The organism is uncultured Salinisphaera sp. (genome assembly GCF_964012375.1).
Classification (GTDB): Bacteria; Pseudomonadota; Gammaproteobacteria; order Nevskiales; family Salinisphaeraceae; genus Salinisphaera.
The window spans coordinates 1-22,151 of the sequence record NZ_CAXGSH010000068.1 but is presented as its reverse complement, the minus strand read 5'-3'; the positions used below and the strand labels follow the sequence as shown (position 1 = coordinate 22,151).

Genomic DNA, 22,151 nt, shown 5'->3' with positions numbered 1-22,151 from the left:
CGCATCATGCCGCTGCGCGCCTGGCTTCTGGACCATCTTTACGATCGGCTGCGCGTCTCGGCGACCGCCGAACAGAAGCTGTTGTACTGCCACGAAGCGGTGGCCGAGGCGCGCAGCCGTTGTATCGAGCTGCGCCGCCAGCTGCTGGCCGATCACGGCGACGAATGCGACGGCGCCGCGCTCGATCGCGAGGCCGGCAAGCGCTCGCTGGTGATCGTGGCCGGCGGCGGGGGCGGCTCCGGCTATGTCTATGCCGGCGCCTTCGCGCGGCTGATGGAAGACGGCCTGATTCCCGATTACATGGTGGGCAATTCCATCGGCGCTATTCTGGGCCTGTTTCGTGCACAGCGCCGGCATGCCGACGTATCCGACTATCTGGATTTTGCCCGCAAGCTCAAGAACGCCGATATCTTCACGGCCGCGCGACGGCGCAGCGAATTCTGTCTGCCCGGCCTGCTGCATCTGCACCTGCGGGCATTGCATCAACGCATGTCCACCGGCGATCTGCGCCGGCCGCTGCGTCTGGATGAAATGGAGATCCCGCTGGATCTGGTGGTGGCCGGTATTCGTCGACGGCCCTACGAACGCCTGCCCTCGGACGTGCGCGCACCCAACGAAGGCGCCGAACGCTGGCTGCCCATGTGGATGCGGGTCGCCGCGCGGTTTGCCCGCCTGCTGCAGTTCTTCAGCGCCGACGTGGTGGAGCCGATCGTGCTCGGACGCGATACCGACACCCGCCAGGTGCATGCCGTGGATGCCGCCGGATTTTCGGCCGCGGTGCCCAGTATTCTGCAATACGAACCGGGGCCCGGCGCAGGCGTGACCCGTGAGATATTTGCCGAGCTCATGGCCACCCGAGAACTGGCCGCGATCGTCGACGGCGGCATGGCAGACAACGTGCCGGCACGGGCAGCCTGGCGCGGTGTGGCCGCCGGGCGTGCGGCGACCCGCAATGCCTATTATCTGGCCTTCGATTGTTTCTTTCCTCGCGTCGACGCCAAGAATTTATGGCTATGGCCGATCACCCAGACCGTACAGATGCAGATGCGGGTCAACCGTGTCTATGCCGACACCATGGTGCGCTTCGATCACACGCTGTCGCCGTTGAATATCGTGCCCAGCCCCGACGCCCTCGATTTGTCGGTGGGCTGGGGCTACCAGGAAATGGAGACCCGTATGCCCGAGGTGCGTGAAATGCTGCGCACGGTGAGCCTGTTCGCGCACGAGCGCGAGGCACGCCCCTCGTGAGCGATCACGATCACCCCGATACGCCGCGGCCGTTTGCGATCGTCAGCGGCGATCGCACGTGGAGCGAGCGGCTCTTTCTGCTCTGGGATCTGGCCATCATTGGCCTGGTATCGCTCAATCTCGCGCTCATCATCTTCGATGCGCTGTTTGCGATCGGCCCGCTGGCCGGCGTGTTCGAGGCCACTGCGCCGGGGCTGCACGGCTGGTATGAAACCTCGGTGCACGAAAACTTCGTGGCCATCGATCTGGTGTTCGTCGCGATTTTCCTGGCCGACGTGCTCGCTGGCTGGGCGATCGCCATCGTCCAGAAGCGCTATTACCGCTGGTATTTCTACCCGTTCGCGCGCTGGTACGACGTGCTCGGCTGTATTCCGGTGGCCGGGTTTCGCTTTTTGCGCGTACTGCGCGTTATCACCATTCTCATGCGCCTGCAGCGGCTGGGCGTGATCGATATCCGCAACTGGGCGGTCTACAAGACCTTCATGGTCTACTACGACATCGTGGTCGAAGAAATCTCCGACCGGGTGGTCATCAAGGTGCTCTCCGGCGCCCAGGAAGAGCTGGAAAGCGGCGGCCAGGAGCTGTCCCACCGGGTGGTGCGCGAAGTCATCCAGCCGCGCCAGCAGCGTCTGGTGAATGCCACCAGTACCCATATCGAAAACGCGATCATGGCGGCGTACAAGGCCAATCGCGACGAATTGCAGGCCTATGTGGCCAACGTGGTCAATCGCGGCGTGAACAACAACAGTGCGCTGCGCAATCTCGAACGCGTACCGATGCTGGGCAGCTTCGTGACCCACGCGCTCGACGACGCCATTACCGAGACAGTGAACAACATCCTCGACGAGGCCGTCGAGGGATTGTCATCCCAGGATTTCGATGCCCTGGTCCAGAACATCACCGACAGCGTGGTTTCCCGCCTGCTGGCCGACGATATCGGCCAGAACTCCGAGCTGCGCGACGCGGTGATCGAGATCCTCGATCTGGTCAAGGAACAGGTGGCGGTACAGCGCTGGCGCGAGCATTTCGAGTAGGATCGAGTCTGGATTCGCGATCTGTGGGGTTTTCATGACGCGTGCATCACTGACAACAGCGCGACGTTTCGGCCTGATCGGCCTGCTGATTCTCGTGGCTGTGGTCATGTCGGCCTGTGAATGGAGCGAGCTGCTCGACGGCGACGAAGACAGCGACGAAAACGACGCCACGCCGCCGGCCGCCGAAACCAATATTCCCGGTCTGAGCCTGGCGGTATCGACGCGCGGCTTCGATGCCACCCGTTCGGCGCTGCTCGATGCCATCGCCGAGCGCGCCAACCTGAGTGCGCGTACCGAAGTCGATCACCAGGCCAATGCCCGCAACGCAAACCTGAGCCTGCGCCCGACCACGGTATTGTTCGTGGCCGACGCCAACCGCGAAAGCGCGCTGATCGCCGCCGATGCGCGCGTGGCGTTGGATCTGCCCGCACGCGTGCTCGTTTATCGCGATCGCGACAACGATATTGGCGTGGCCTTCAGCAACGCGGCCTATCTGGCCGCGCGCTACGACCTCGACGGGGTCGAAAACGGCACGCTGGACGCGCTCGATGACGATCTCGAGGCCGTTGTTCGTGCCGCTGCCAACGCCGATCTGGACGCGAATGCCGGCGCGGCCGGTATTGCCGAAGGCGAAGGCATCGAAAGCGTGACCAGTCGCGACGATTTCACGACCGTGGTCAATCGCTTGAACAGCGCCATTCAGTCGCGCGAAGCGCTCACCCCGGTGGATACGATCGACTTTGCCAGCCGCTCGCTGGGGCGCGACGTGGGGCCGAGCACGCTGTTCATTTTCGGCAACCCGAATGCGGGCACGCCGCTGATGCGCTCGAATCAGACCATCGGTATCGATCTGCCCCAGAAGATGCTGGTCGCCCAGGCCGACGACGGTACGGTCACGGTCTACTACAACCGACCGGCCTTCATCGCCGCTCGCCACGATATCGATGATCGCGACGACCGTATCGACGCCATCGCCGATCTGCTGGCACAGATCGCCGGCGAAGCCGCGGGCACGTCGGCCGGCACGAACGAGAGCGCGGGTGACGCCAACACGCCGGCCGGCGGCACGACCCAGCTCGGCGACGCTAGCGTCGCGCGACCGGCGAACGACTTGTCCGCGACCGAAGACGGCGCCTGAAAGAGCGCTGAGCCGCGGCTTACCAGCGTACCCGCATGCCGCGTACGTCGATATGCACGAAGGGGCCGTGGCGGGAATTGGCCGGGTATACGCTCATACCACCGGCCAGCGACGACTTTTCCGCCACCACGGTTTCCACCAGATCGGCCAGCCAGCGTGCGTCGGCGCTGTCCACCACGCCGTCTTCGTTGAGGTCATCCATAAGCCCGTCGCCGTTCGCGTCCACGAAGATGTCGGCGGCGCTGCCGAACAGATGCTGGCTATAGACCGTGGTATTGCCGATATCGGCGTTGTACCAGGGCGTGCGATAGCCGCTCATCACGGTGATGGTGTCGAGATCGAAACCGGCATCGGCGAGCGCGGCGTGTAGCAGTTCGAGTTTTTCCAGCAGCCGCGGGCGCACGAGCACATATTTGGGCCAGTGGTCGGGCTGTTGATGACACAGGAACTGGCCGAGCGTGAAATGCTCGGATAGGGCCACATCCTGATTGGCGCGGGTGACTTGGATCAGGCCGTCGGGCGGCGCGGAGCTGGCCCGGCCGCGCAGCCCGTGCGGCTCGTAACGCCCGATACGATAGCCGTCGAGCGCCGATCGGCGGGCATCGAAGGGTTTTTTCACGAACACGTTGAGCCGTTGCCGGCTCATGTTGTCGCGGTTGTATATCACCAGCGGATACAGGCCGGGCTCATCCGGGGCCTGCCAGCGCCAGCGAGCGGCCGACACGGTTTCGAGTACGCCCGCGCCCGAGGTCTGCAGCACCAGCTCCGCGCCCGGGGGCAGGTCCCGGGCGGCGATGTCGATACGCTCGCCCGGCATCGTAAACGCCGCCCGTAGCGACGGCGGCTGTGGCTCGCCATCGATGACCAGCGCGAATTGCGCTTCGCTGTGCTGCTCGCCTAGCTCGAGGCTGTCGTCCACCACCAGACGTGCCTGGGCCGCCGGCGCGCACAGCGCCGCGCAGAACATCAGCGCTGCGAGGCTATGCTTCAACTGGCTTCGGCCCGCGCGAGGGTATTGTCGGGAACGCCGCGATCGACCTGGCGCATGGCTTTTTCCACGCGCGGGTCGTTGTCGTAGACGTCGGCACGGAAGTTCACGCCCGCCTCATCGACGAAGGCGGTCCAGTAGGCCAGATAGACCGGGATCGATTCCTCGAGATCCACCCGCTGGCGATCCTCTTCGTGGAGCGCACTGTCGATACGGGCGGTATCCCAGTCGGGTTTGCCGGCCAGCACGAACGCCGCCAGCTGGTCCGGATGCTGGACGCGTACGCAGCCGTGGCTGAAATCGCGTTCGTTGCGGGAGAACAGCTGTTCTGCCGGGCTGTCGTGCAGATAGACCGCGTACTGGTTGGGAAACATGAACTTCACCAGGCCCAGCGCGTTGTGGCTGCCGCCGCGCTGGCGCACGAAAAGCGTGCCGGCTTCGACCTTGTCGATGTTTTCGGAGGTGTTGGGCAATACCTCGGCGTCGGGCGTGAATTCGGCGACGATCTCGTAGTCTTTTTGGTCGAGATAACCGGAATTCTTGCGGACCTCGGGCACGATCTCGTCGGCGGCGATGCTGGTCGGCACGTTCCAGTAGGGGCGAAAGACGACGTACTCCATGGCGTCGGAGAAAATCGGCGTGGCGCGGTCGTCGTAGGATTCGCCCACCACCACGCGCATTTCCAGCGCCGGCCGGCCGTTGTCGTAGGCCCGCAGGCGATATTCCGGGATATTGACCATCACGTAGCGCTCGCCCAGGTCGGCCGGCAGCCAGCGCCAGCGTTCCAGGTTGATCTCGATCTGGCGTACGCGCTGCTCGGCCGGTACGTTCAGCGCGGCCCGCGTGCCGGGGCCCACCTTGCCATCGATCTTGAGGCCGTGGCGGCGCTGGAAATGTTCCACCGCCTTTGCCAGCGGCGCGTCGTAGCGCGGCGAGCGGGTATCGCCGTCCTGGGGCGCGTCCATCGTTTCCAGGGCGTTCACGCCGTCTTCGACGTTGTGGCCCGTTTCGCTGCCCGGGGTGAGATCGCCGCTGGCCTGCAGGCGTTTTCGCAGCGTGGCCACACGCGCATCGCGCACGCCGGTTTCCAGCAGCGGTCCGTCGGGCACTTCGGGCCAGCCGCCCGCATCCACGATGGCGCGATAGTCCGCCAGCGCTTTCACCAGGCGGGTATAGCCATCGTGGGGCGGGCGCAGCTCGGTCAGCGCGGCATCGACATCGCCGTCGCGCGTGGCCCGTTCAAGCGCACCGGCATAGTCGACCGGTGGCAGGTCTTCGTACCAGCGCGGGCGCAGATCGCCTTCGCCAACGCGGCCCTGGTGCAGATCGACGGCATAGCGCACGAACGCCTGGCTCAAGCGAATATCGAGTGCGGCCACGGTGTCGGCATCCATCGGCCCGGGGGCGGTATCGGCCTGTTCGATACGCCGAGCCAGCGCGTCGTAACCGTAGTCGGCGGTGACCAGCCCCTGGCGGCTGGCACGCGACAGGGCGTCCAGCAGCGTCTTGATTTCGTCGCGGGCGGCACCCTGACTATCGAACCAGGCAGCGGCGTGGCCGTGGTGCTGGTAGTAGTCGACCACCGCATGGTCCACGGTGTCGTCCGATAAATCGGCCAGCGCGGTCTTGATCGCGGCTGTCTGGCCGGCCCCGGGCTGGGTATCGGCGCGCGCGCTTGACGTGTCGCTGTCGGCGGCTTCGTTCGAGGCGGGCGCGGGCGGCGTCGCCTGATCGGGCGCACTGCTGCAGCCGGCAACAGCCAGCGCGAAAAGGCCGGCTAACAGCCCGCGTTTAAAAGTATTCACGGCGTGTCCAATGGTCGTTCCCCTACGCGGGGATGCTACCGCAGCTGGCCTGTCGGCACATCCGGGCCAACCCGGAAGGCCTGGATGGTATCTAGCGGGTGTTCTCGATTTCGATCATCGGGCGGATACGACGCAGCCGTTCCAGCGGGTCGTTGGTCGCCAGCAGGTCGTGTTTGGTGGCGGCATCGAAAGGCAGCAGCTCGGTCAGGCGCGCCGACAGCCAGCTGGCCGAGTCGTAGCTGCGGCTTTCGGTGTCGTAGGGCAGGCCGACCTCGTCGATCAACGCCGCGGCAATCTGCTTGAGCGCCGAAAACTCGATCGGACAGGCGCTGTCGGCGTCCTCGTCGATGAATTCGACGCTGCCCCACCACAGGCCGTTGTCGGCCTGGCGCGTGGAGCGCACCTCGAAACGCGCTCGCCCATGCACGGTGATGCCGAGCGCGCCGTCGTCCAGGCGGTCGAAATCCACGATCTCGACCAGCGTGCCCACCGCGTGCGGGCTGCTGAACTCGTGTTCGTTCTCGGGTGGGCGGGCAGCACAGATGCCAAAGCCGGTCTGGCCCTTCATGCACATGGCGACCATGTCCAGATAGCGCGGCTCGAATATACGCAGCGGCATGATCCCGCCGGGGAACAAGACCGTGCTCAAGGGAAATAGCGCGTAATCGGGATGGTCCATGGGCGCGTCGGTAAGGCTATTCGAAAATGAAGCAGCGAATGCTGGGGACAGGGTCATCTTACGCGCTCACAAGCGCGGGCGTGGCAACCCGATCGCGTGACAGGCTGGCGGGGGCCGGCTATCTTCTCGCGACATGTATGAACAACTCGACAAGCGCGACCCGGCGATACGCGCCGAGATCGCGGCCCGTTTCAACGGCGGGATTCCCTATAACCAGGCGATCGGGCTGCGTGTGGTAGACGTTGCCGGCGAGCGTATCGTCACGGCACTCGACTATCGCGAATGCTTCCTCGGCGATCCGGGCGCGGGGCTGTGGCATACCTCGGTGGGCCTGGCCGCCGCCGACAGCACCTGCGGTCTGGCTGTTTTTCTGGCGCTGCCGGGGCTGGAAACGATCGCCACACTGGACTTGCGCATGGATTATCTGCGCCCGGCGGTGGCCGAACAGGGGCTGTGGATCGAAGCCGAGTGCTATCACGTCACCCGCTGCGTGGGTTTCGTGCGGGCCACGCTGCATCAGGGCGAGCGCGAACGCGCGGTATCGCTCTGTACGGCCGCGTTCATGCGCACCGGCCGGCAGCTCAAGCCATGAGCGATAGCAACGAGTCGAAAACGACGGCGATCCACGAAGACCTGGTGGCCGCGATCCCTTATGCGGCCTATCTGGATCTGCGTATCGAACAGGCCGACGAAGCACAGGCGCGGATTTATCGCATGCCCTATCGCGACGAACTGATCGGCAGTCCGCGCCTGCCGGCCCTGCATGGCGGCACGGTGGCCAGCCTGCTGGAGCTGGCCATGCAGTTCGAGGTGCTCATCGCCGAGGCCCAGACGCGTATCCCCTATCCGGTGGATTTCTCGATCGACTATTGGCGCTCGGCGGCGGCCGCGGACTGTCTTTGCCGGTGCCGGCTGATCCGTTCGGGGCGGCGTATCGCCCAGGTACAGGCCGAGTGCTGGCAGGATGATCCGGATCGTCCGATCGCCTTTGCCCGTGCCGATTTCCTGTTGCGCGCCGTTGAGGGCGACAACCCGGCCGAGTAGGGCGTAGTCACGGCAGGCGGGCTTTGCGCAGTGGCCGTTTGAATTACACTAGGGCATTCAGGAATATCTGCATCACCTATGGCGGCCCCGAGGGGTCCGGCCTCAAAAGTGCTGCGACTGCGTTGCCGAGCTTGATCTGCCCATGAGGCATGGCGCTGTGCTCGCACGCCTTGTCGCAAGGCATTTGAGAACTCGGACGCGAGCCGCGAGAGGTTGTGCAGAGATTGCTTAACAGCCATCGCGGCAGTCTTGTCGTATCGAATAAAAAAATGAACCGCTGCGGCGTCAGCGGTTCGCGAAGGAGCGTGTGCACGATGTCAGGGGATGGACAACGCCTGGTTCAGGATCTGCTTGATCAGCTCGATCTGGAGCCGCTGGAGCAACGGCTGTTTCGCGGCAGTTCGCGGGATATCGGCGGCAAGAGCGTGTTCGGCGGCCAGGTCGCGGGGCAGGCCATGGTTGCCGCCACGCGTACCGTGGATGCGTCCCAGCAGGCGCATTCCATGCACGGCTATTTTCTGCGCCCGGGCGATATGCAGGCGGCCATCGTCTACGAAGTCGACAATATTCGCGACGGCAGGAGCTTTGCCACCCGGCGCGTGCAGGCCATCCAGCACGGGCGGCCGATCTTCTCCATGCTGGCCTCGTTTCATATCGAGGAGTCCGGCTATACCCATCAGATGAGCATGCCCGACGTCGTGGGCCCGGAAGAGCTGGCCAGCCACGACGAGCTGCGCCGGGCCTGGGTCGATGCTCTCGATCGGGTGCCGGAATCGCTGCGCGAAGCGGTGGGGCGCGAGGTCGCGATCGACATGCGCGCGGTCAAACCCTGGAACATGCTCGATCCGGACAAGCGCGAGCCGGTGCAGCATGTCTGGTTCAAGGCCAAGGCGCCGCTGCCCGACGACCAGTCCGTGCACCGCGCGGTGCTGACCTATGCCAGCGATTTCAATCTGCTGGCGACATCGCTGTTTCCGCACGGGGTGTCGTTTTTCACCCCCGGCATGCAGATGGCCAGCATCGATCACGCGATCTGGTTCCATCGCGCGTTCCGGGTCGACGAGTGGCTGCTCTATGCCATGGACAGCCCTGGGGCCCAGGATTCGCGCGGCCTGTCGCGCGGGCTGATCTTCAATCGCGACGGCCATCTGGTGGCATCCGTAGCCCAGGAGGGGCTGATTCGCCAGCGCAAGCCGCGCGACGCCTAGGGAAGCTCCTGCATAACCTCTCGCGGTCGCGCCGTGGCGGTTACGAACTGTCATCGCGCCCAACTAGGCTTGAGCCTTCGACAATCGTTTGCGATATCTCGGGGGTTTGGCATGGTTCGAGCGCATGGGTTTCGTATCGTCATCGTTCTGGCCCTGATCCTGGCCGCCTTGCCGGTCGCCGCCTGGCCCGGCAGCGAGGCCCGTCACTTCAAGGCGGATCCGCATATGACAAAAAATCACAAGATCGTGATCGCCCATCGCGGTGCCTCCGGCTATCTGCCCGAGCACACGCTGCCTGCCTATGCCATGGCCTATGCCCTGGGCGCAGACTATATCGAGCCCGATCTGGTGATGACCGCCGATCATCGCCTGATCTGCCTGCACGATATCCATCTGGAATCCACCACCGACGTCGAAAGCCAGTTCCCTGCCCGCAAGCGCGCCGACGGGCGCTGGTATGCGGCGGATTTCACCCTCGACGAAATCCAGCAGCTCAACGTCACCGAACGGACCAAACCCGACGGCACCCGGGTGTTTCCGGACCGATTCAAGGCCGATGCCCAGGGTTTCAAGGTGCCCACCTTCGATGCCGTGGTGGAAATGGTGCAATCGCTCAATCGCGAAAGCGGGCGCGATGTCGGCATCTACCCGGAAACCAAGGCGCCCGAGTTCCACGACGACGAAGGGCTGCCCATCGAACGCACGCTGCTCGACCGGCTGGCCGCCTACGGCTATGCCGGTCGCGATGCCAAGGTTTATATCCAGAGCTTCGGCTTCGACAACCTGCGCGAAATGCGCGAACAGATGGGCAGCGACCTGCCCATGATCCAGCTTATAAGCGACGCACCGGCCTACGATGAACTGGTTACCCCGGCCGGGCTTGCGACCATCGCGGAATACGCCGACGGCATCGGTCCGGACAAGCAGCGTATCGCCGATACGCACGGCGGCCTGGTGCAGCTCGCCCACGCACGCGGGCTGAAGGTACACCCTTACACCTTTCGCGCCGACCAGCTGCCGGCCGGCACCCGCCGGCTCGAAGACGAGCTGCGCCGCTATTACTTCGAGTACGGCGTGGATGGCCTGTTCACCGACTTTACCGATATCGCGGTCGAGGTGATCCACCCGGGCTACCGGCCGCGTCTGTACCCGCGATAGTTCGCGTTCGTGCAGCGGGCTGTCGGCAGCGGCCCGTGCTTTCGTGGCAAACTCGCGGCCCGAACCGCTGTATTGACCACCGATGCCCCAGATTTCTGCCACGCGTCTTGGCCTGGCCGGCGGCGTTTGTACGCTGCTCGGTATCGGCCTGGCCCGTTTTGCCTATACGCCGCTGATTCCGGCGCTGGTCGAAGCCGGCTGGTTTTCGTCGCATGCGGCAGCCTATCTGGGCGCGATCAACCTGCTCGGCTATCTCATCGGTGCGGCCACGGCCCATCGTGCCACCCTCATATGGAGCGTGCGCCCGGTGCTGGCCGCCTGTCTGGCGATCACCGTGGCCAGCCTCTATGCCTGTGCGCTGGACTGGGGCGTGCTCTGGTACGGCTTCTGGCGCCTGGCCTGTGGCATCACCGGGGCCATGCTGGTGGTGGTCGGCGTACCGGCCGCGTTGTCGCGGGTGCCTTTGCAGGCGAAGGCGTATACCAGCTCGCTGGTGTTCACGGGTATCGGCCTGGGCATCATGGCCAGCGGTACGGTCGTGCCCTGGCTGGCCGGTTTCGGCGTGGGCGTCACATGGCTGGCGCTCGCGCTCGTGGGCACAGCACTCGCGAGCTGGGCCTGGTTTGCCGTGCTGGGTCGCCTACCGCCCCTGGAGCGCAGCACGGGTGAAGAACACGTCGATGCCCGTCTGCCGGCGCTCGCCCTGGGTCTGGTGATCGCTGCCTACAGTCTCGATGCCATGGGCTTTGTGCCGCATACGCTGTTCTGGGTGGATTACATCGCACGCGAACTGGGCGAAGGGCTGGCCACCGGCAGCGGCTACTGGGTGGTGTTCGGCCTGGGGGCGATGTGCGGGCCGGTGGTCGCCGGCGCACTGGCCGCACGGCTGCGTTTCAAGCCGGCGCTGGCGCTCGCGCTTACAGTCAAGACGATTGCCGTGTGCCTGCCCGTGCTCTCGACGGGCTGGCTGGCGCTGGGACTGTCGTCGTTTCTGGTCGGAATGCTGGTACCGGGCGTGGTCACGCTCACCTCGGGCACGCTGTCCACCCTGGTCGCTCCCGAGCGCCAGCAGCAGGTCTGGGGCTGGGCCACGCTCGGGTTTGCCCTGACCCAGGCCGTCGCCGCCTACGGCATGTCCTGGGGCTATGAACAGCTGGGCAGCTATCGGCCGCTGTTCGCCATCGCGGCGGCGGCGCTGGCACTCGCCAGCCTGAATGCGATCGCGGCCGTGCGCCGGTCCTAGATGACCAACTCGCACGATATGCCGGGCGGGCTCTGGCGACTGCCGCTGGCCGGCGCGGTGGCGCTGTTGCTGGGCGTGGGCTTCGGGCGCTATGTGTTCACGCCGCTGATCACGCCGCTGGTGGAGAGCGGCTGGTTCACCGCCGAGCAGACCGCGCGCCTGGGCGCGATCAACCTGCTGGGGTATCTCATCGGCGCGGCGGGCGCCAACCGTTATGCCGGCTGGCTCGGTCCGCGCCGTGCGATTGCCAGCTGTCTGATTGCCTTGGTGATCAGCCTCGTAGCCTGTGCATGGCCCTGGGCAATGATCGTCTACGGCTTCTGGCGGCTGATCGCCGGTGCGGCGGCGGCGACGCTGACCATCGTGGTCACGCCGGCGATCATGGCGCGGATGCCTGCTGCACGACGGCCGCTGGCCTCGGCGACGATCTTTACCGGCATCGGCGTGGGCACCATGGGCGTGAGCCTGCTCGTGCCGCGCCTGGCCAGCGCCGGCATCGGCGCGACCTGGCTGGCCACGGCCGGCGTGGGCGCCGTGCTGGCCTGGATCAGCTGGCTTGGCGTGTGGCGCCATCTGCCGGCCGAGGCCGCTCCGGGTGACGATACGGCGGCGGCCCCTGCGAGCGCGGGGCATACGCCCTGGGTGTTGATCGGTCTGGTGGTGGCCGCCTACGGGCTGAGCGCGGCCGGCTATGTGCCGCATTCGCTCTATTGGGTGGACTATATCGCCCGCGAACTGGGTCGCGGTCTTGAAGCGGGCAACCGCTACTGGCTGCTGCTGGGCCTGGGCGGCGTGATCGGCCCGGCCCTGGCCGGCATCACCGCACGCTGGCTCGGCTTCGAACGGGCGCTGGTCGCGGCCTTCGTGCTGATGACGCTGGCCACGGCCTTGCCGCTGGCGTTGACCGGTATCGCCGGGCTGGGCCTGTCGTCGCTGGTGGTGGGCGCGATGGTGCCGGCGATCATCACCCTGACCGCCGGCACCGTGCATGCGCTCTCGCCGGTCGCTCGCCAGCGCCAGATCTGGGGCTGGGCCACGCTGTCATTCGCGGCCACCCAGGCGGTCGGTGGGTTTGCCATGGCCCGGCTTTATGCGTTCGCCGGCAGTTATGCCACGACGATTGCTGCCGGTGCCGTAATCCTCGTCGTTGCCACGGGCTGCTCTCTGGCGGGCGCGATAGGGGCGCGGCGCAGGGCGCTCGCCGTGCGCGCCGATCGCTCCAAGGGTTGAAGACATGGTCGAACTCGGTCCAACACCGCTGTTTTCGTATTCGATGACCCATTGGGCCACGTTTTTAACGGCGGCTGTGTTGCTCAATATCACCCCGGGGCCCGATATGGCCTATGTGCTCGCGCATTCGCTGCGGCGTGGGCGTCGCGCCGGGTTTATAGCCATGGGTGGCGTGTGGCTCGGGGCGTTCGTACATGTCGTGCTGGCCGCGCTCGGTCTGTCGGCGCTGCTGGCCAGCTCGGCGCTGGCGTTTGCCCTGGTCAAGTACGCAGGCGCGCTTTATCTGCTGTGGCTGGGCATTCAGGCGTGGCGGGCCAGCGCCGATCCGATGCCGCAGGCAACGGCCGAGTCCGGGTCGGCCCGGTCGACGTTCGGCCGCGGCGTGCTGGTGGCCGCGCTCAACCCGAAGGTGGCCGTGTTCTTTCTGGCGTTTCTGCCGCAGTTCGTGGTGCCCGGCGCGGGGCCCGTGGGCGCCCAGCTGTTTCTGCACGGCTGTCTGATCATTGCAGTGGCGGCGTTGGTGGAGCCGCCGATGGTGTGGTTTGCGGCGACGGTCGCCCGGCGCATGCGTGCCAACGCGGCGATGCAGCGCTGGCTCGATCGTGCCCTCGGGTCGCTGTTTATCGCGCTGGGACTGCGTCTGGCGACGGCGTCTCGCTAGGGCGTGTCGTCATATCTTATGACCACACGCCCTAGGACCTGGGCTTGCGGATACGCGGGCGAAAGCCGGCCGGCTTGTCGGCCAGCCAGGCGACGAACTGGGCAATCTCGGGGTGGGCCAGCAGGGCGTCCCGCGAGTTGTAGGTTTCGGCCAGCTCCTTTTCGCCCAGCACCGCATGGATATGACTGTGGCAGGGCCGACAGACGTGCAGGATCGCGCCCAGGCGCTCTTCGCGGTCGAAGCGCCGGCGAATACGCTTGAGCCGGTGGGTACGCCGCGGAATCAGATGGTGGCGGGTCGTGCGTACGCCTTCGCGCCCACATAAAGCACAGCGAGGGGGATCGCCGGGCGTGCCGTTCATCCCTGCTGGGCGCCACGTCGCAGGCGACGGCGCAGCAGCGCGATCACCGTGTAGCCGATATGCGCGAGCCACAGCAGCGCCCCTGCCGGTAGCGTGGCCAGCGTGAGCCAGCCGAATACGCCGGCGCTATACAGCGCCTCGCCGATATCCATGCCCCACAGCGGGCAGGCATAGGCGCCGGACTCGTCGACCCGACACCCCAGCGCGTTGCCCAGCTGGCCGGCCGCCACCGCGATGACGACCGGCGCAATCGCAAACAGCAGGATGCCGGCCTGGACACCGAAAAACGTCCACAGGCCGCGCCGGGCGCAGGCGCTGTGTATGCCCCGCTCAGCCATCGCGGGCGGCGCGGTTGTCATTCTGCCCTGGGGAGTCGCCCGGTTCCAGCGCATCGAGCGCGTCGCCTAGATACTGAAGCATGTGCTGCATGCTCGGCACCGACCGCCGACACGCCAGCAGGCCGAACTCGAGCGAATCGCGATAGCTGGCCAGGCTGATATTGAGCGCCTGACCGTCGAGCACGATCGACACCGGGTACATGCCCTCGAGTTGGGCATCGCCGTAATACAGGGTCTCGCCTGGCCCCGGCACGTTCGAAATCACCACGTTGAAGGCCTGGTGACGCGGTGCGATGCCGGTGAGCAGGTTGATACCTGCCGGTGTGGACAGGGCAGCGGTGAAACCCAGGATCTGTTCGCTGGTCATGTCCTTGTAGCGGCGCTTCCAGTGTTCCACCGAGTGCCGGACGGCGGCGAGCCGTTCCACCGGGTCGACCACGTCGGTGGCCAGGCTGGCAAAGATCATCGCCACCTTGTTGCCGGTGCCGCTGTCGGCGGTATGCAGCGATACCGGCAGCATGGCGACCAGCGGCTCGTCGGGCAGGGCGTCGCGGGAGAGCAGATACGCACGCAGCGCGCTGGCACACATGGCCAGCACGATATCGTTGACCGTGGCGTCGTAGTGCTTGGCAAGCTTTTTGATCCGGCTCAGCGAATATGACTGGGCCGCGAAGCGTCGCGAGCCGCTGATCCGCCGGTTGAGCATGCAGGTCGGCGCCTGCTTGAAGGCGGTGAAATCGGGCTCTTCACGGGCCTGTTGCCAGGCCGAGAATACCTGCTGGCCGACCCGCGGCATGGCTGCCATCTGGCGAGCCGTGGCGGCTGCCGCCTTCCACGTACCCTGCCAGGGCGACGGCCGGTTGCGCCGTGACCGCTCGTCGTCGCTTTCGGGCAACTGCCAGGGCACGCACAGCCCGCCCGGCGACGGCTGATCGTTGAGCGAACGTCGCATCACGCGCATGGCGCTGATGCCGTCCATGAGCGAATGGTGAAACTTGGTATAAACGGCGAATCGATTGTCGGTCACGCCTTCGATGAAGTAGGTCTCCCACATCGGCCGGGAGCGATCGAGCAGGGCACCGTGCAGCATCGAGACCAGGGCCAGCAGGTCGCGGATCGCCCCCGGAGCGGGCAGGGCGAGGTGGCGCACGTGGTATTCCATATCGAAGCTGTCGTCGGCGACCCAGAACGGCTGGCCGAACCGATACTTCAGACGTCGATTGAAGGGTACCTGTACGTCGGTGAAGCTGCGTGCCTTGGTGACCACCTCGCGCACATAGTCCGGCCCGGCATCCTCGGGGATGGAAAACAGCTGCAGGCCGCCCACGTGCATGGGCTGATGTCGTCCCTCCAGATGCAGGAATATCTGGTCGACAGGATTGAGCAGCTGCATGAGGGGCTCCGGATGGTCAGGCGTTCGCCGGGTCGGCACGCCCAAAGCACGAGACTAGCGCTTGCACCATGGCGGCGCATAGGCCTGACCGCCGCGAATGCACCGGAGGACGCGGTTCAAGACAGATCGATGGCATGCGCCTTGAGCGCAGACAGCTCGACGATCTCAAGCGCGGCTTCATCGGTCGCGGTCAGCGCCACCCGGGGTGCCACCCCGGCTTCGAGGGCCTGTGCCCAGCGGGCGGCGCACAGGCACCAGCGATCGCCGGCCTTGAGCCCGGGGAAGTCGAATTCGGGTCGCGGCGTGGACAGGTCGTTGCCGCGGCGGGCAGAGAATTCGAGAAATTCGTCGCTGACAACCGCACAGACCACGTGCCGGCCGATATCCGAAGGGCCGGTGCGACAGTAGCCATCGCGATAGAAGCCGGTGGTCGGTGCGTCACAGCAGCCGGCCAGCGGCTCGCCGAGTACGTTACGTGCGGGTGTCGATGTCATTGTTGTTGCTGCATCTCTTGTTGGCGCATGGGCATGCTGTCGATTTCGTCGAAGAAGGCATGGATATCGAGCGATTCGCTCTGGCGTGCCTTCACGCCGCCATCCTTGCCCACCAGCACTGCCTGAAACCCGCCGCCGTCATGCAAGGCGGTGATCGAAGCGCGCTCGACAGGCTTGGACAGATTGCTGTGCAGGGCGTCGGGGCTGACCACGAACCAGGCGATATCGCGCTCGGCGATGCCGACCGTGTTGGAAAGCTCGTCGGCCGCTTCGCGGCCGGCCGTATCGGTGGGCGTGAATACCGCGACCACGCGATAATCCCATTGCAGGTCGTCGAGCGTGGCGGCCGCGGCACTGCCGGCGCCGATGAGCGTGGAACACAGGCTGGCCATAACGAATCTACGCAGCATGCTCGGCACTCCTTACGGTGATGGGGGCAAGCCGGGCCGAACGGGTATCCGGCATCGGCGCGTTGTCCGCGCCGTAGTAGGTGGTCACCAGCGACAGCTTGCGTTCGTCGGTGGTGTTGGCGCCGGCGGCATGAAATACCCCGGCATCGAAGAACAGCACGTCGCCGGGTGCCAGCTCTGCGGTAACCGCCGATTCGATGAGCTCGGCGTTGTCGGGCCGGTCTTCGCGCAGGAACTGGGCGCTATCCAGCCGCTCGGCCTCGATCGGCAGGTGCTGGGTCGCCGGCAGCAGCCGCATGCAGCCGTTGGCCCGGGTTTCGTCGCCAAGGGCCAGCCAGGCATTGACCAGGCGCGGCGTTTGGAACGACCAGTAGCGCAGGTCGCGATGCCAGGCCGTGGCCGTTGAATAGCGCGGCGACTTGGTCATGACGCAGTTGTGGTGATTGCGGCTCAGATACACCGTTTCGCTTTCCAGCAGCTGGGCCAAGATCGCGCTCAAACGCGCATCGGCTGCCCAGTCGGCAAACACCGGGTCGCGGTCGTAGGCCTGGCGCAGGCGCCGCGGCGTGTCGCCGCCCGTGGCCGCGCGGCTGGCCGGCGCACCCGGATAGGCCACATCGGCTTCATATTCGATCGGTGCGATCTGCGCGTCGACGTGCTCGAGCGTGACCCGGCGCAGCGCATTGACGCGCTCGGCGGCCGCGAGCCCACGCATGATCAGGTAGCCGTCGCGCAGAAAAAGCTCGCGCTGGGCAGTCGTCAGTGCGGGCGCTGGCGGGGTGTCGATCGTGGTGCTCATGGTCATGGCTTAAACTTGCGGCCTGCATCCTGATACGCAAGGAACATTAATGAAGTTGCCCGATATTCGATCGATTTATGCCCTGCCGGGCGGGCGGCGCCTGATCTCGCGCGGTATCGGTTTCGTAGCCCCCTATTCGGGCAGCATCGGTGCGCGGGTGGAGTCGCTGTCGGACGGCCAGGCGCGTCTGCGCATGCCGGACAAGCGCGCCAACCGCAATCATCTCAACAGTATTCATGCCTGCGCGCTGTCCACGCTGGCTGAAACCACGGCCGGGTTGTCGGTGCTCTACAGCCTGCCGGCGGACATGCGCGGTATTGCCGTATATCTGGGCGTGGACTATCACGCCAAGGCCCGCGGCCCGATCGTGGCCTCGGCGCGCTGGGCGGTGCCGGCCTCGGGCGAGCAGGTGGAACGCGATATCGAAGTGCTCATGCACGATCGCGACGATGTGCTGGTGGCGGCGGCGATCGTGCGTTATCGGCTGGGCCCGCGTCGCTGAATTCATCTGCTACATCGTCTACGGCGTAATACAGTCAGAATTGTTCAATACGTGGTCAGAAGATGAAACGACGTGTGTTTATCGGTGGTGCGGTGTTCAGCGCGCTGGGCGTGACCGCGCTCGGCCGGGTATTGGCCGACGACGAGGCCCCCAGCGGCGCGAGCGCCGGCAAGGCGGCTTCTGCGAGCGAGGTGTCAACGGTGAAAAAGACCGAGGCCGAATGGCGTGAGCAGCTCTCGCCGGAAGCATTTCGCGTGCTGCGCAAGGAGGCCACCGAGCCGGCCGGCTCGAGCGAACTCAATGACGTGAAAGCCAAGGGCGAGTTCGTCTGTGCCGGCTGCGAGCTGCCGCTGTTCAAAAGCGATTGGAAGTTCGAGTCGGGCACCGGCTGGCCGAGTTTCTACAACTACATCGACGGTCATCTGGGCTTCAAGACCGATTACAAGCTGGTCATTCCGCGCAAGGAATACCACTGTGCGCGCTGCGGCGGGCATCAGGGCCATGTTTTCAACGACGGGCCCAAGCCGACCGGCAAGCGCTACTGCAACAACGGCGTTGCGCTGAAGTTCGTGGCCGCGGCGGCAAGCTAGGCAGAGCTTTTCCAGGCAGCCGGTACGGTCCCTAAACGAAAAAAGCCCCGGTCGAGCCGGGGCTTTCTCGCGTTGCCGTCGATCAGTTCGAGGCGGCGCTCTTCTCGAGCAGATCCTGGTGCACGTTTTCGGCGTCGGAGTCGACGCGTTTCCAGGTCTGCGATTTGCCGAGCAGGCTGATGCCGATAAAACCGCGGGCCTCGAGGGTGTCCGGGCCGGTCTGGGTGGCCTTGGCCTTGTAGGTCTTGCCATTGTTCGGATCGTAGATCGTGCCGTTCTCGAATTCGCCATTGCCGACGTATTCGAGGCCGTCGAGGATATTCAACCCCAGCAGACGGCGATCGCGCTTGGATTCATCGGGATTGTTCTTGTCGTAGCGTTTGTCACCGCTCTTGGAGCCGACGATCTTGCCTTTCCAGACGTCGCCTTCTTCATAGAGCTGGACATAGCCGCCGCTGGCGGTTTCCCAGACGCCGGCCGCGTCTTCTGCTTTCTTTTCCGCGGCAAACCCGGTGCCCGAGGCCACCAGCAGTGCGCTGGCCAACAGAGCCTGTTTGAACATCGATTCATCTCCTCATTGCATGTTTGCGACTGCATAGCATGCCCGAAACAACCGAACCGTGGATGAATCGGCGTACAAGACAAGCCCCTCTATGCCCCGCTAGACTGCGCCTACATTTCGAGCGTGGCCCGCGTGACGCGCTCCAGCCAGGAAGCCCATGTCCGGGGAAGCACTCATCGCCGTTTTCATCGATTTCGAGAATCTCGCCCTCGGCGTGAAGGACCTGCCGGGCGGCGAGTTCGACATGGGCCTGATCCACAAGCGCGTACTCGAAAAGGGCCGGCTGGTGTTCAAGCGTGCCTACTGCGACTGGGGCCAGTATCGCGGCCAGATGAAATCGTTCCATTCCATGGGTATCGAGATGATCGATATCCCGCAGACGCGTATTTCGGGCAAGAACAGCGCCGATATCCGCATGGTCGTGGATGCGCTGGATCTGTGCTATTCCAAGGACCATATCGACACGTTCGTGCTGGTGTCCGGCGATTCGGATTTCTCGCCGCTGGTATCCAAGCTCAAGGAAAACAACAAGCGCGTGATCGGCTGCGGGGTGAAGTCCTCGACGTCGGAACTGCTGGTCGCCAACTGCGACGAATTCATCTATTACGACGATCTGGTGCGGAAGTCGGGCCGTGCGCGCAAGCGCAAGGCGGAATCGGACCAAAAGCAGGACAAGGGCGCGCAGGCGCGTGAACAGCTGCTGGAAATCGTGTCGTCGCTGGAGTCGGACTACGATCCGGTCTGGGGATCGCTGGTCAAACAGACCATCAAGCGCGTCTACCCGGGCTTCAACGAAAGCTACTACGGCTTCAAAAGCTTTACCGATCTGCTCCAGTCGGCGGAAAAGAACGGCCAGATCAAGCTCGAATACGACGCCGAGCGCGGCAATTACAAGGTCGCGGTGAGCTGATTCGCGACCAATAAAAACCCGGCGCCGCGTACGACGCCGGGTTTCGGTTCAGGCCGGTTGGCCCGAGTACCGCGTTACATGGACGATTCGCTGCGATTGGCCTCGCTGTCGTTCATGCTCGAACCGGTGGCGCCGTCGGCACCCGACATGCCGGCATCGCTGCTGTCGGCGTTCGTGTTCATGCCCTCGCTGTCGGGCTCGGCAATACCGATCACGCCACAGGCCTGACGCGAACCGGCTGCGCCGATCGGCGGCTGGCTCGGGTCATTGGGTTTTTCGTGGATGATCACGCCGCGGCCGATCAGCGCCTTGGCGCCGGTCAACGAGGCGCCGTCGAGCATGCCTTCGTCGGAGGCGGTACCGTCTTCGCCGACGTCGAGATCACCCAGGTCGCCGGTGATACGATCGATATCGGCCGGCGGGTTCTTGGAGCTGCCCTGCAGGTTGTAGTGCGTGCCTGCGGATTTGCCATCGCCCGACGAGCAATCGCCGTACAAGTGAATATGGTAGCCATGCTTGCCGGGCTCGAGCCCTTCGGCTTCGGTGGTATAGGCCAGGCCGCCGTCCTGCGGGGTGAACCGGATCGTCGCCGACACGCCATCGTTGCCGTCGGTGCCGTGCAGTACGGCAACTGCTGCCTGCGGCATGTCTTCGCTGGCCGACCCGGCAGCGCTGCCCTCGGCGGGGCTGTTGCGATGGCCGTCCAGCATCGTGTCGTCGCCCATCTTCGATTCGTTGCCCGTCTGGGGCGCGGTTTCGGTGGCCGTATCGTTGCTGTTCTGGCTGGCCGTATTGGTCTGGGCGTCGGCGCTGGTGTTCGCGCTATCGACGGCAGCGGCGTCGTCGTTCTGATCGTCATTGTTGCCACATGCGGTCAGGCTCATGGCCAGCAGCATGGCGGCAGAAACGGAGACTACGGATTTCATCATGGACCGTCCTTTGCGTGGGAGTGTCGGGAGTGAGCGAGTGGCGTTCATGAAAAACACCTTCAGCCGTGCCGTGCGTGCAGCCGTGCGACGATCGCTTCGGCATCGTGGGCATCGGTAAACAGATTGTCGTAATTTGCCTGCATCCAGCGGCCCAGCTCGGTGCTGCGGGTGTCCAGCAGGCGGGCCAGCGAATCGATGTTTTCGCCCTGGCCGGTGGCGGCCTCGCGACGTAGCGGATCGCGCTGGGAATCGACGAAGGCCACGGTCTGTTGGTAGCGCGGCGTGTTCGGCTCGGTAACCGAGGCGTCGGTCGTGCCGCGGCTACTGGCCAGCACGCCCTTGGCGACCGATCGCGTGGCATCGGCGGCGACGTCGGTCGTACTGATCGCGGCCGAACAGCCCCCCAGCATCAGTGCGGTGATTGCCAGGCATGCGGCAGGCAGCAAAGACTTGCCACCGGTCGGTGTGCGATTGAATCTGACAAACAAGGATAGCCCCTCACCGTTATCGTTATGCGGTCACGCTATCGTCTGGGCGAAGCCAGCACAATAGGGGATTACCGCCAGACCGGCGCTACGCTGGCGCCCATGTTTACGGAGCCCGCATGACACGCCCGGCTTTTCGCACGCCCGATGCCTGCTTTGCAGGCCTGTCCGGATTTGACTACCGGCCCCGCTATGTCGAGGTGGACGGCCTGCGCATGGCGTACGTCGAAGCCGGCCCGGCCGCGGCCCCGCCGGTGGTGCTGTTGCACGGCGAACCGAGCTGGTCGTATCTGTATCGCCACATGATCGCGCCGCTGGCGGCTGCGGGTTATCGCGTGCTGGCCCCAGATCTGATCGGCTGTGGCCGTTCCGACAAGCCGGCTGCCGTGGCCGACTACAGCTATGCCCGCCACGTGGCGTGGACCTGGGCCTGGTTCGAGCAGCTCGGGCTTGCCGACGTGACCCTGTTCTGCCAGGACTGGGGATCGCTGATCGGCCTGAGGCTGGTCGCCGAGCATGCCGATACGTTCGCACGGGTTTTCGTGGGCAACGGTTTTCTGCCCACCGGCGACGAAACCATGCCGATGCTGTTCTCGGCCTGGCGTGCCTTTGCCCGCTACAGTCCGATCTTTCCGGTGGGCGCAATCCTGCATGCAGGCAGCCGGCGCTGGCTGACGCGCGCCGAGCGCGCCGCATACAACGCCCCGTTTCCGGACAAGCGCTATACCGCCGGCATTCGTGCCTTTCCACAGCTCGTACCGATTACGCCAGACGATCCCGCCACGTCAGACAACCGGGCGGCCTGGCAATCGCTGACGCGTTTTTCACGCCCGTTTCATACCTGCTTCGCCGACGGCGATCCGGTCACCCGGGGTGCGGATCGCGCACTGCGCCGACGCGTTGCGGGCGCGGCCGATGCCGCGCACACCACGATCGAGGGCG

The 22,151-nt window shown here is 65.2% G+C and carries 26 protein-coding genes; 14 read left to right on the top strand and 12 right to left on the bottom strand.

The features are described from left to right. From ABNU97_RS12355 to ABNU97_RS12345, 3 genes are all read left to right on the top strand, one after another. The coding region (locus ABNU97_RS12355; protein ID WP_348767001.1) for a patatin-like phospholipase family protein at nucleotides 1-1,248 on the top strand (1,248 nt) is incomplete at its 5' end. Continuing rightward, complete coding sequence (locus tag ABNU97_RS12350) at nucleotides 1,245-2,282, top strand: ion transporter (protein ID WP_348767000.1); 1,038 nt, start codon at nucleotides 1,245-1,247, stop codon at nucleotides 2,280-2,282. The genes ABNU97_RS12355 and ABNU97_RS12350, both read left to right, overlap by 4 nt. A 34-nt stretch (nucleotides 2,283-2,316) precedes the next feature. Then, a complete protein-coding gene (locus ABNU97_RS12345) occupies nucleotides 2,317-3,420 on the top strand; it encodes a DUF302 domain-containing protein (RefSeq protein ID WP_348766999.1) in 1,104 nt (367 codons plus the stop codon). Nucleotides 3,421-3,439: 19 nt separating this feature from the next. Here ABNU97_RS12345 and ABNU97_RS12340 read toward each other — a convergent pair whose 3' ends face one another. From ABNU97_RS12340 to ABNU97_RS12330, 3 genes are all read right to left on the bottom strand, one after another. Beyond that, nucleotides 3,440-4,411 carry a D-Ala-D-Ala carboxypeptidase family metallohydrolase gene (locus ABNU97_RS12340; protein WP_348766998.1) on the bottom strand — a complete coding sequence of 324 codons (972 nt, stop codon included), beginning with the start codon at nucleotides 4,409-4,411 and terminating at the stop codon, nucleotides 3,440-3,442. Beyond that, nucleotides 4,408-6,213, bottom strand: coding sequence for a L,D-transpeptidase family protein (locus tag ABNU97_RS12335; RefSeq protein WP_348766997.1), 1,806 nt, complete (start codon nucleotides 6,211-6,213; stop codon nucleotides 4,408-4,410). Before ABNU97_RS12335 ends, ABNU97_RS12340 begins: the two co-directional genes overlap by 4 nt. A 91-nt stretch (nucleotides 6,214-6,304) precedes the next feature. Then, a complete protein-coding gene (locus ABNU97_RS12330; RefSeq protein ID WP_348766996.1) occupies nucleotides 6,305-6,892 on the bottom strand; it encodes an LON peptidase substrate-binding domain-containing protein in 588 nt (195 codons plus the stop codon). Between the two features lie 133 nt (nucleotides 6,893-7,025). Here ABNU97_RS12330 and ABNU97_RS12325 point away from each other — a divergent pair, with 133 nt between their 5' ends. The 7 genes from ABNU97_RS12325 (at nucleotide 7,026) to ABNU97_RS12295 (ending at nucleotide 13,436) form a co-directional block, all read left to right on the top strand. After that, nucleotides 7,026-7,484: a PaaI family thioesterase gene (locus ABNU97_RS12325; protein WP_348766995.1), complete on the top strand. Its 459-nt coding sequence runs from the start codon at nucleotides 7,026-7,028 to the stop codon at nucleotides 7,482-7,484. Then, nucleotides 7,481-7,936 carry a PaaI family thioesterase gene (locus ABNU97_RS12320; RefSeq protein WP_348766994.1) on the top strand — a complete coding sequence of 152 codons (456 nt, stop codon included), beginning with the start codon at nucleotides 7,481-7,483 and terminating at the stop codon, nucleotides 7,934-7,936. The genes ABNU97_RS12325 and ABNU97_RS12320 overlap by 4 nt, the downstream gene beginning before the upstream one ends. Before the next feature lie 314 nt (nucleotides 7,937-8,250). Next, complete coding sequence (gene tesB / locus ABNU97_RS12315; protein ID WP_348766993.1) at nucleotides 8,251-9,144, top strand: acyl-CoA thioesterase II; 894 nt, start codon at nucleotides 8,251-8,253, stop codon at nucleotides 9,142-9,144. Between the two features lie 111 nt (nucleotides 9,145-9,255). After that, nucleotides 9,256-10,302, top strand: a complete 1,047-nt coding sequence (glpQ, locus tag ABNU97_RS12310) for a glycerophosphodiester phosphodiesterase (RefSeq protein WP_348766992.1) — start codon at nucleotides 9,256-9,258, stop codon at nucleotides 10,300-10,302. Between the two features lie 82 nt (nucleotides 10,303-10,384). After that, entirely contained in the window at nucleotides 10,385-11,545 is a 1,161-nt protein-coding gene (locus ABNU97_RS12305; protein WP_348766991.1) for a YbfB/YjiJ family MFS transporter, read from the top strand. Then, nucleotides 11,546-12,775, top strand: a complete 1,230-nt coding sequence (locus ABNU97_RS12300) for a YbfB/YjiJ family MFS transporter (protein WP_348766990.1) — start codon at nucleotides 11,546-11,548, stop codon at nucleotides 12,773-12,775. Nucleotides 12,776-12,803: 28 nt separating this feature from the next. Then, nucleotides 12,804-13,436, top strand: coding sequence for a LysE family translocator (locus ABNU97_RS12295; protein ID WP_348767002.1), 633 nt, complete (start codon nucleotides 12,804-12,806; stop codon nucleotides 13,434-13,436). 31 nt (nucleotides 13,437-13,467) lie between these two features. Here the strand turns inward: ABNU97_RS12295 and ABNU97_RS12290 are convergent, their stop codons facing one another. The 6 genes from ABNU97_RS12290 to ABNU97_RS12265 all read right to left on the bottom strand — a co-directional run bounded on the left by ABNU97_RS12290 (nucleotide 13,468) and on the right by ABNU97_RS12265 (nucleotide 17,237). Beyond that, nucleotides 13,468-13,797, bottom strand: coding sequence for a hypothetical protein (locus tag ABNU97_RS12290; RefSeq protein WP_348766989.1), 330 nt, complete (start codon nucleotides 13,795-13,797; stop codon nucleotides 13,468-13,470). Continuing rightward, entirely contained in the window at nucleotides 13,794-14,135 is a 342-nt protein-coding gene (locus ABNU97_RS12285) for a hypothetical protein (protein ID WP_348766988.1), read from the bottom strand. The genes ABNU97_RS12290 and ABNU97_RS12285 overlap by 4 nt, the downstream gene beginning before the upstream one ends. Beyond that, the gene (locus ABNU97_RS12280; RefSeq protein WP_348766987.1) at nucleotides 14,128-15,528 is read right to left on the bottom strand and encodes a wax ester/triacylglycerol synthase family O-acyltransferase; all 1,401 of its coding nucleotides are present in this window, start codon (nucleotides 15,526-15,528) and stop codon (nucleotides 14,128-14,130) included. The genes ABNU97_RS12285 and ABNU97_RS12280 overlap by 8 nt, the downstream gene beginning before the upstream one ends. Before the next feature lie 116 nt (nucleotides 15,529-15,644). Further along, nucleotides 15,645-16,022, bottom strand: coding sequence for a DUF2237 domain-containing protein (locus ABNU97_RS12275; RefSeq protein ID WP_348766986.1), 378 nt, complete (start codon nucleotides 16,020-16,022; stop codon nucleotides 15,645-15,647). Beyond that, complete coding sequence (locus ABNU97_RS12270; protein WP_348766985.1) at nucleotides 16,019-16,432, bottom strand: DUF4174 domain-containing protein; 414 nt, start codon at nucleotides 16,430-16,432, stop codon at nucleotides 16,019-16,021. Before ABNU97_RS12270 ends, ABNU97_RS12275 begins: the two co-directional genes overlap by 4 nt. Further along, nucleotides 16,422-17,237: a phytanoyl-CoA dioxygenase family protein gene (locus ABNU97_RS12265; RefSeq protein ID WP_348766984.1), complete on the bottom strand. Its 816-nt coding sequence runs from the start codon at nucleotides 17,235-17,237 to the stop codon at nucleotides 16,422-16,424. The genes ABNU97_RS12270 and ABNU97_RS12265 overlap by 11 nt, the downstream gene beginning before the upstream one ends. A 43-nt stretch (nucleotides 17,238-17,280) precedes the next feature. Here ABNU97_RS12265 and ABNU97_RS12260 point away from each other — a divergent pair, with 43 nt between their 5' ends. Continuing rightward, nucleotides 17,281-17,733 carry a DUF4442 domain-containing protein gene (locus tag ABNU97_RS12260; protein ID WP_348766983.1) on the top strand — a complete coding sequence of 151 codons (453 nt, stop codon included), beginning with the start codon at nucleotides 17,281-17,283 and terminating at the stop codon, nucleotides 17,731-17,733. Nucleotides 17,734-17,795: 62 nt separating this feature from the next. After that, on the top strand, nucleotides 17,796-18,323 hold the full coding sequence (gene msrB / locus ABNU97_RS12255) for a peptide-methionine (R)-S-oxide reductase MsrB (RefSeq protein WP_348766982.1): 528 nt from the start codon (nucleotides 17,796-17,798) through the stop codon (nucleotides 18,321-18,323). 82 nt (nucleotides 18,324-18,405) lie between these two features. Here msrB and ABNU97_RS12250 read toward each other — a convergent pair whose 3' ends face one another. Further along, entirely contained in the window at nucleotides 18,406-18,885 is a 480-nt protein-coding gene (locus tag ABNU97_RS12250) for a DUF2147 domain-containing protein (protein WP_348766981.1), read from the bottom strand. 157 nt (nucleotides 18,886-19,042) lie between these two features. On the opposite strand from ABNU97_RS12250, the gene ABNU97_RS12245 reads away from it, so the two are divergent. Next, nucleotides 19,043-19,795: an NYN domain-containing protein gene (locus tag ABNU97_RS12245; RefSeq protein ID WP_348766980.1), complete on the top strand. Its 753-nt coding sequence runs from the start codon at nucleotides 19,043-19,045 to the stop codon at nucleotides 19,793-19,795. 74 nt (nucleotides 19,796-19,869) lie between these two features. Here the strand turns inward: ABNU97_RS12245 and ABNU97_RS12240 are convergent, their stop codons facing one another. Both ABNU97_RS12240 and ABNU97_RS12235 read right to left on the bottom strand, forming a co-directional pair. Continuing rightward, nucleotides 19,870-20,724: a superoxide dismutase family protein gene (locus tag ABNU97_RS12240; protein ID WP_348766979.1), complete on the bottom strand. Its 855-nt coding sequence runs from the start codon at nucleotides 20,722-20,724 to the stop codon at nucleotides 19,870-19,872. Between the two features lie 59 nt (nucleotides 20,725-20,783). Then, nucleotides 20,784-21,212: a DUF3015 family protein gene (locus tag ABNU97_RS12235; RefSeq protein WP_348766978.1), complete on the bottom strand. Its 429-nt coding sequence runs from the start codon at nucleotides 21,210-21,212 to the stop codon at nucleotides 20,784-20,786. A gap of 116 nt (nucleotides 21,213-21,328) precedes the next feature. Between ABNU97_RS12235 and ABNU97_RS12230 the strand changes: the two genes are divergently transcribed. Continuing rightward, on the top strand, nucleotides 21,329-22,151 hold an 823-nt coding region (locus ABNU97_RS12230; protein WP_348766977.1), incomplete at its 3' end, for a haloalkane dehalogenase.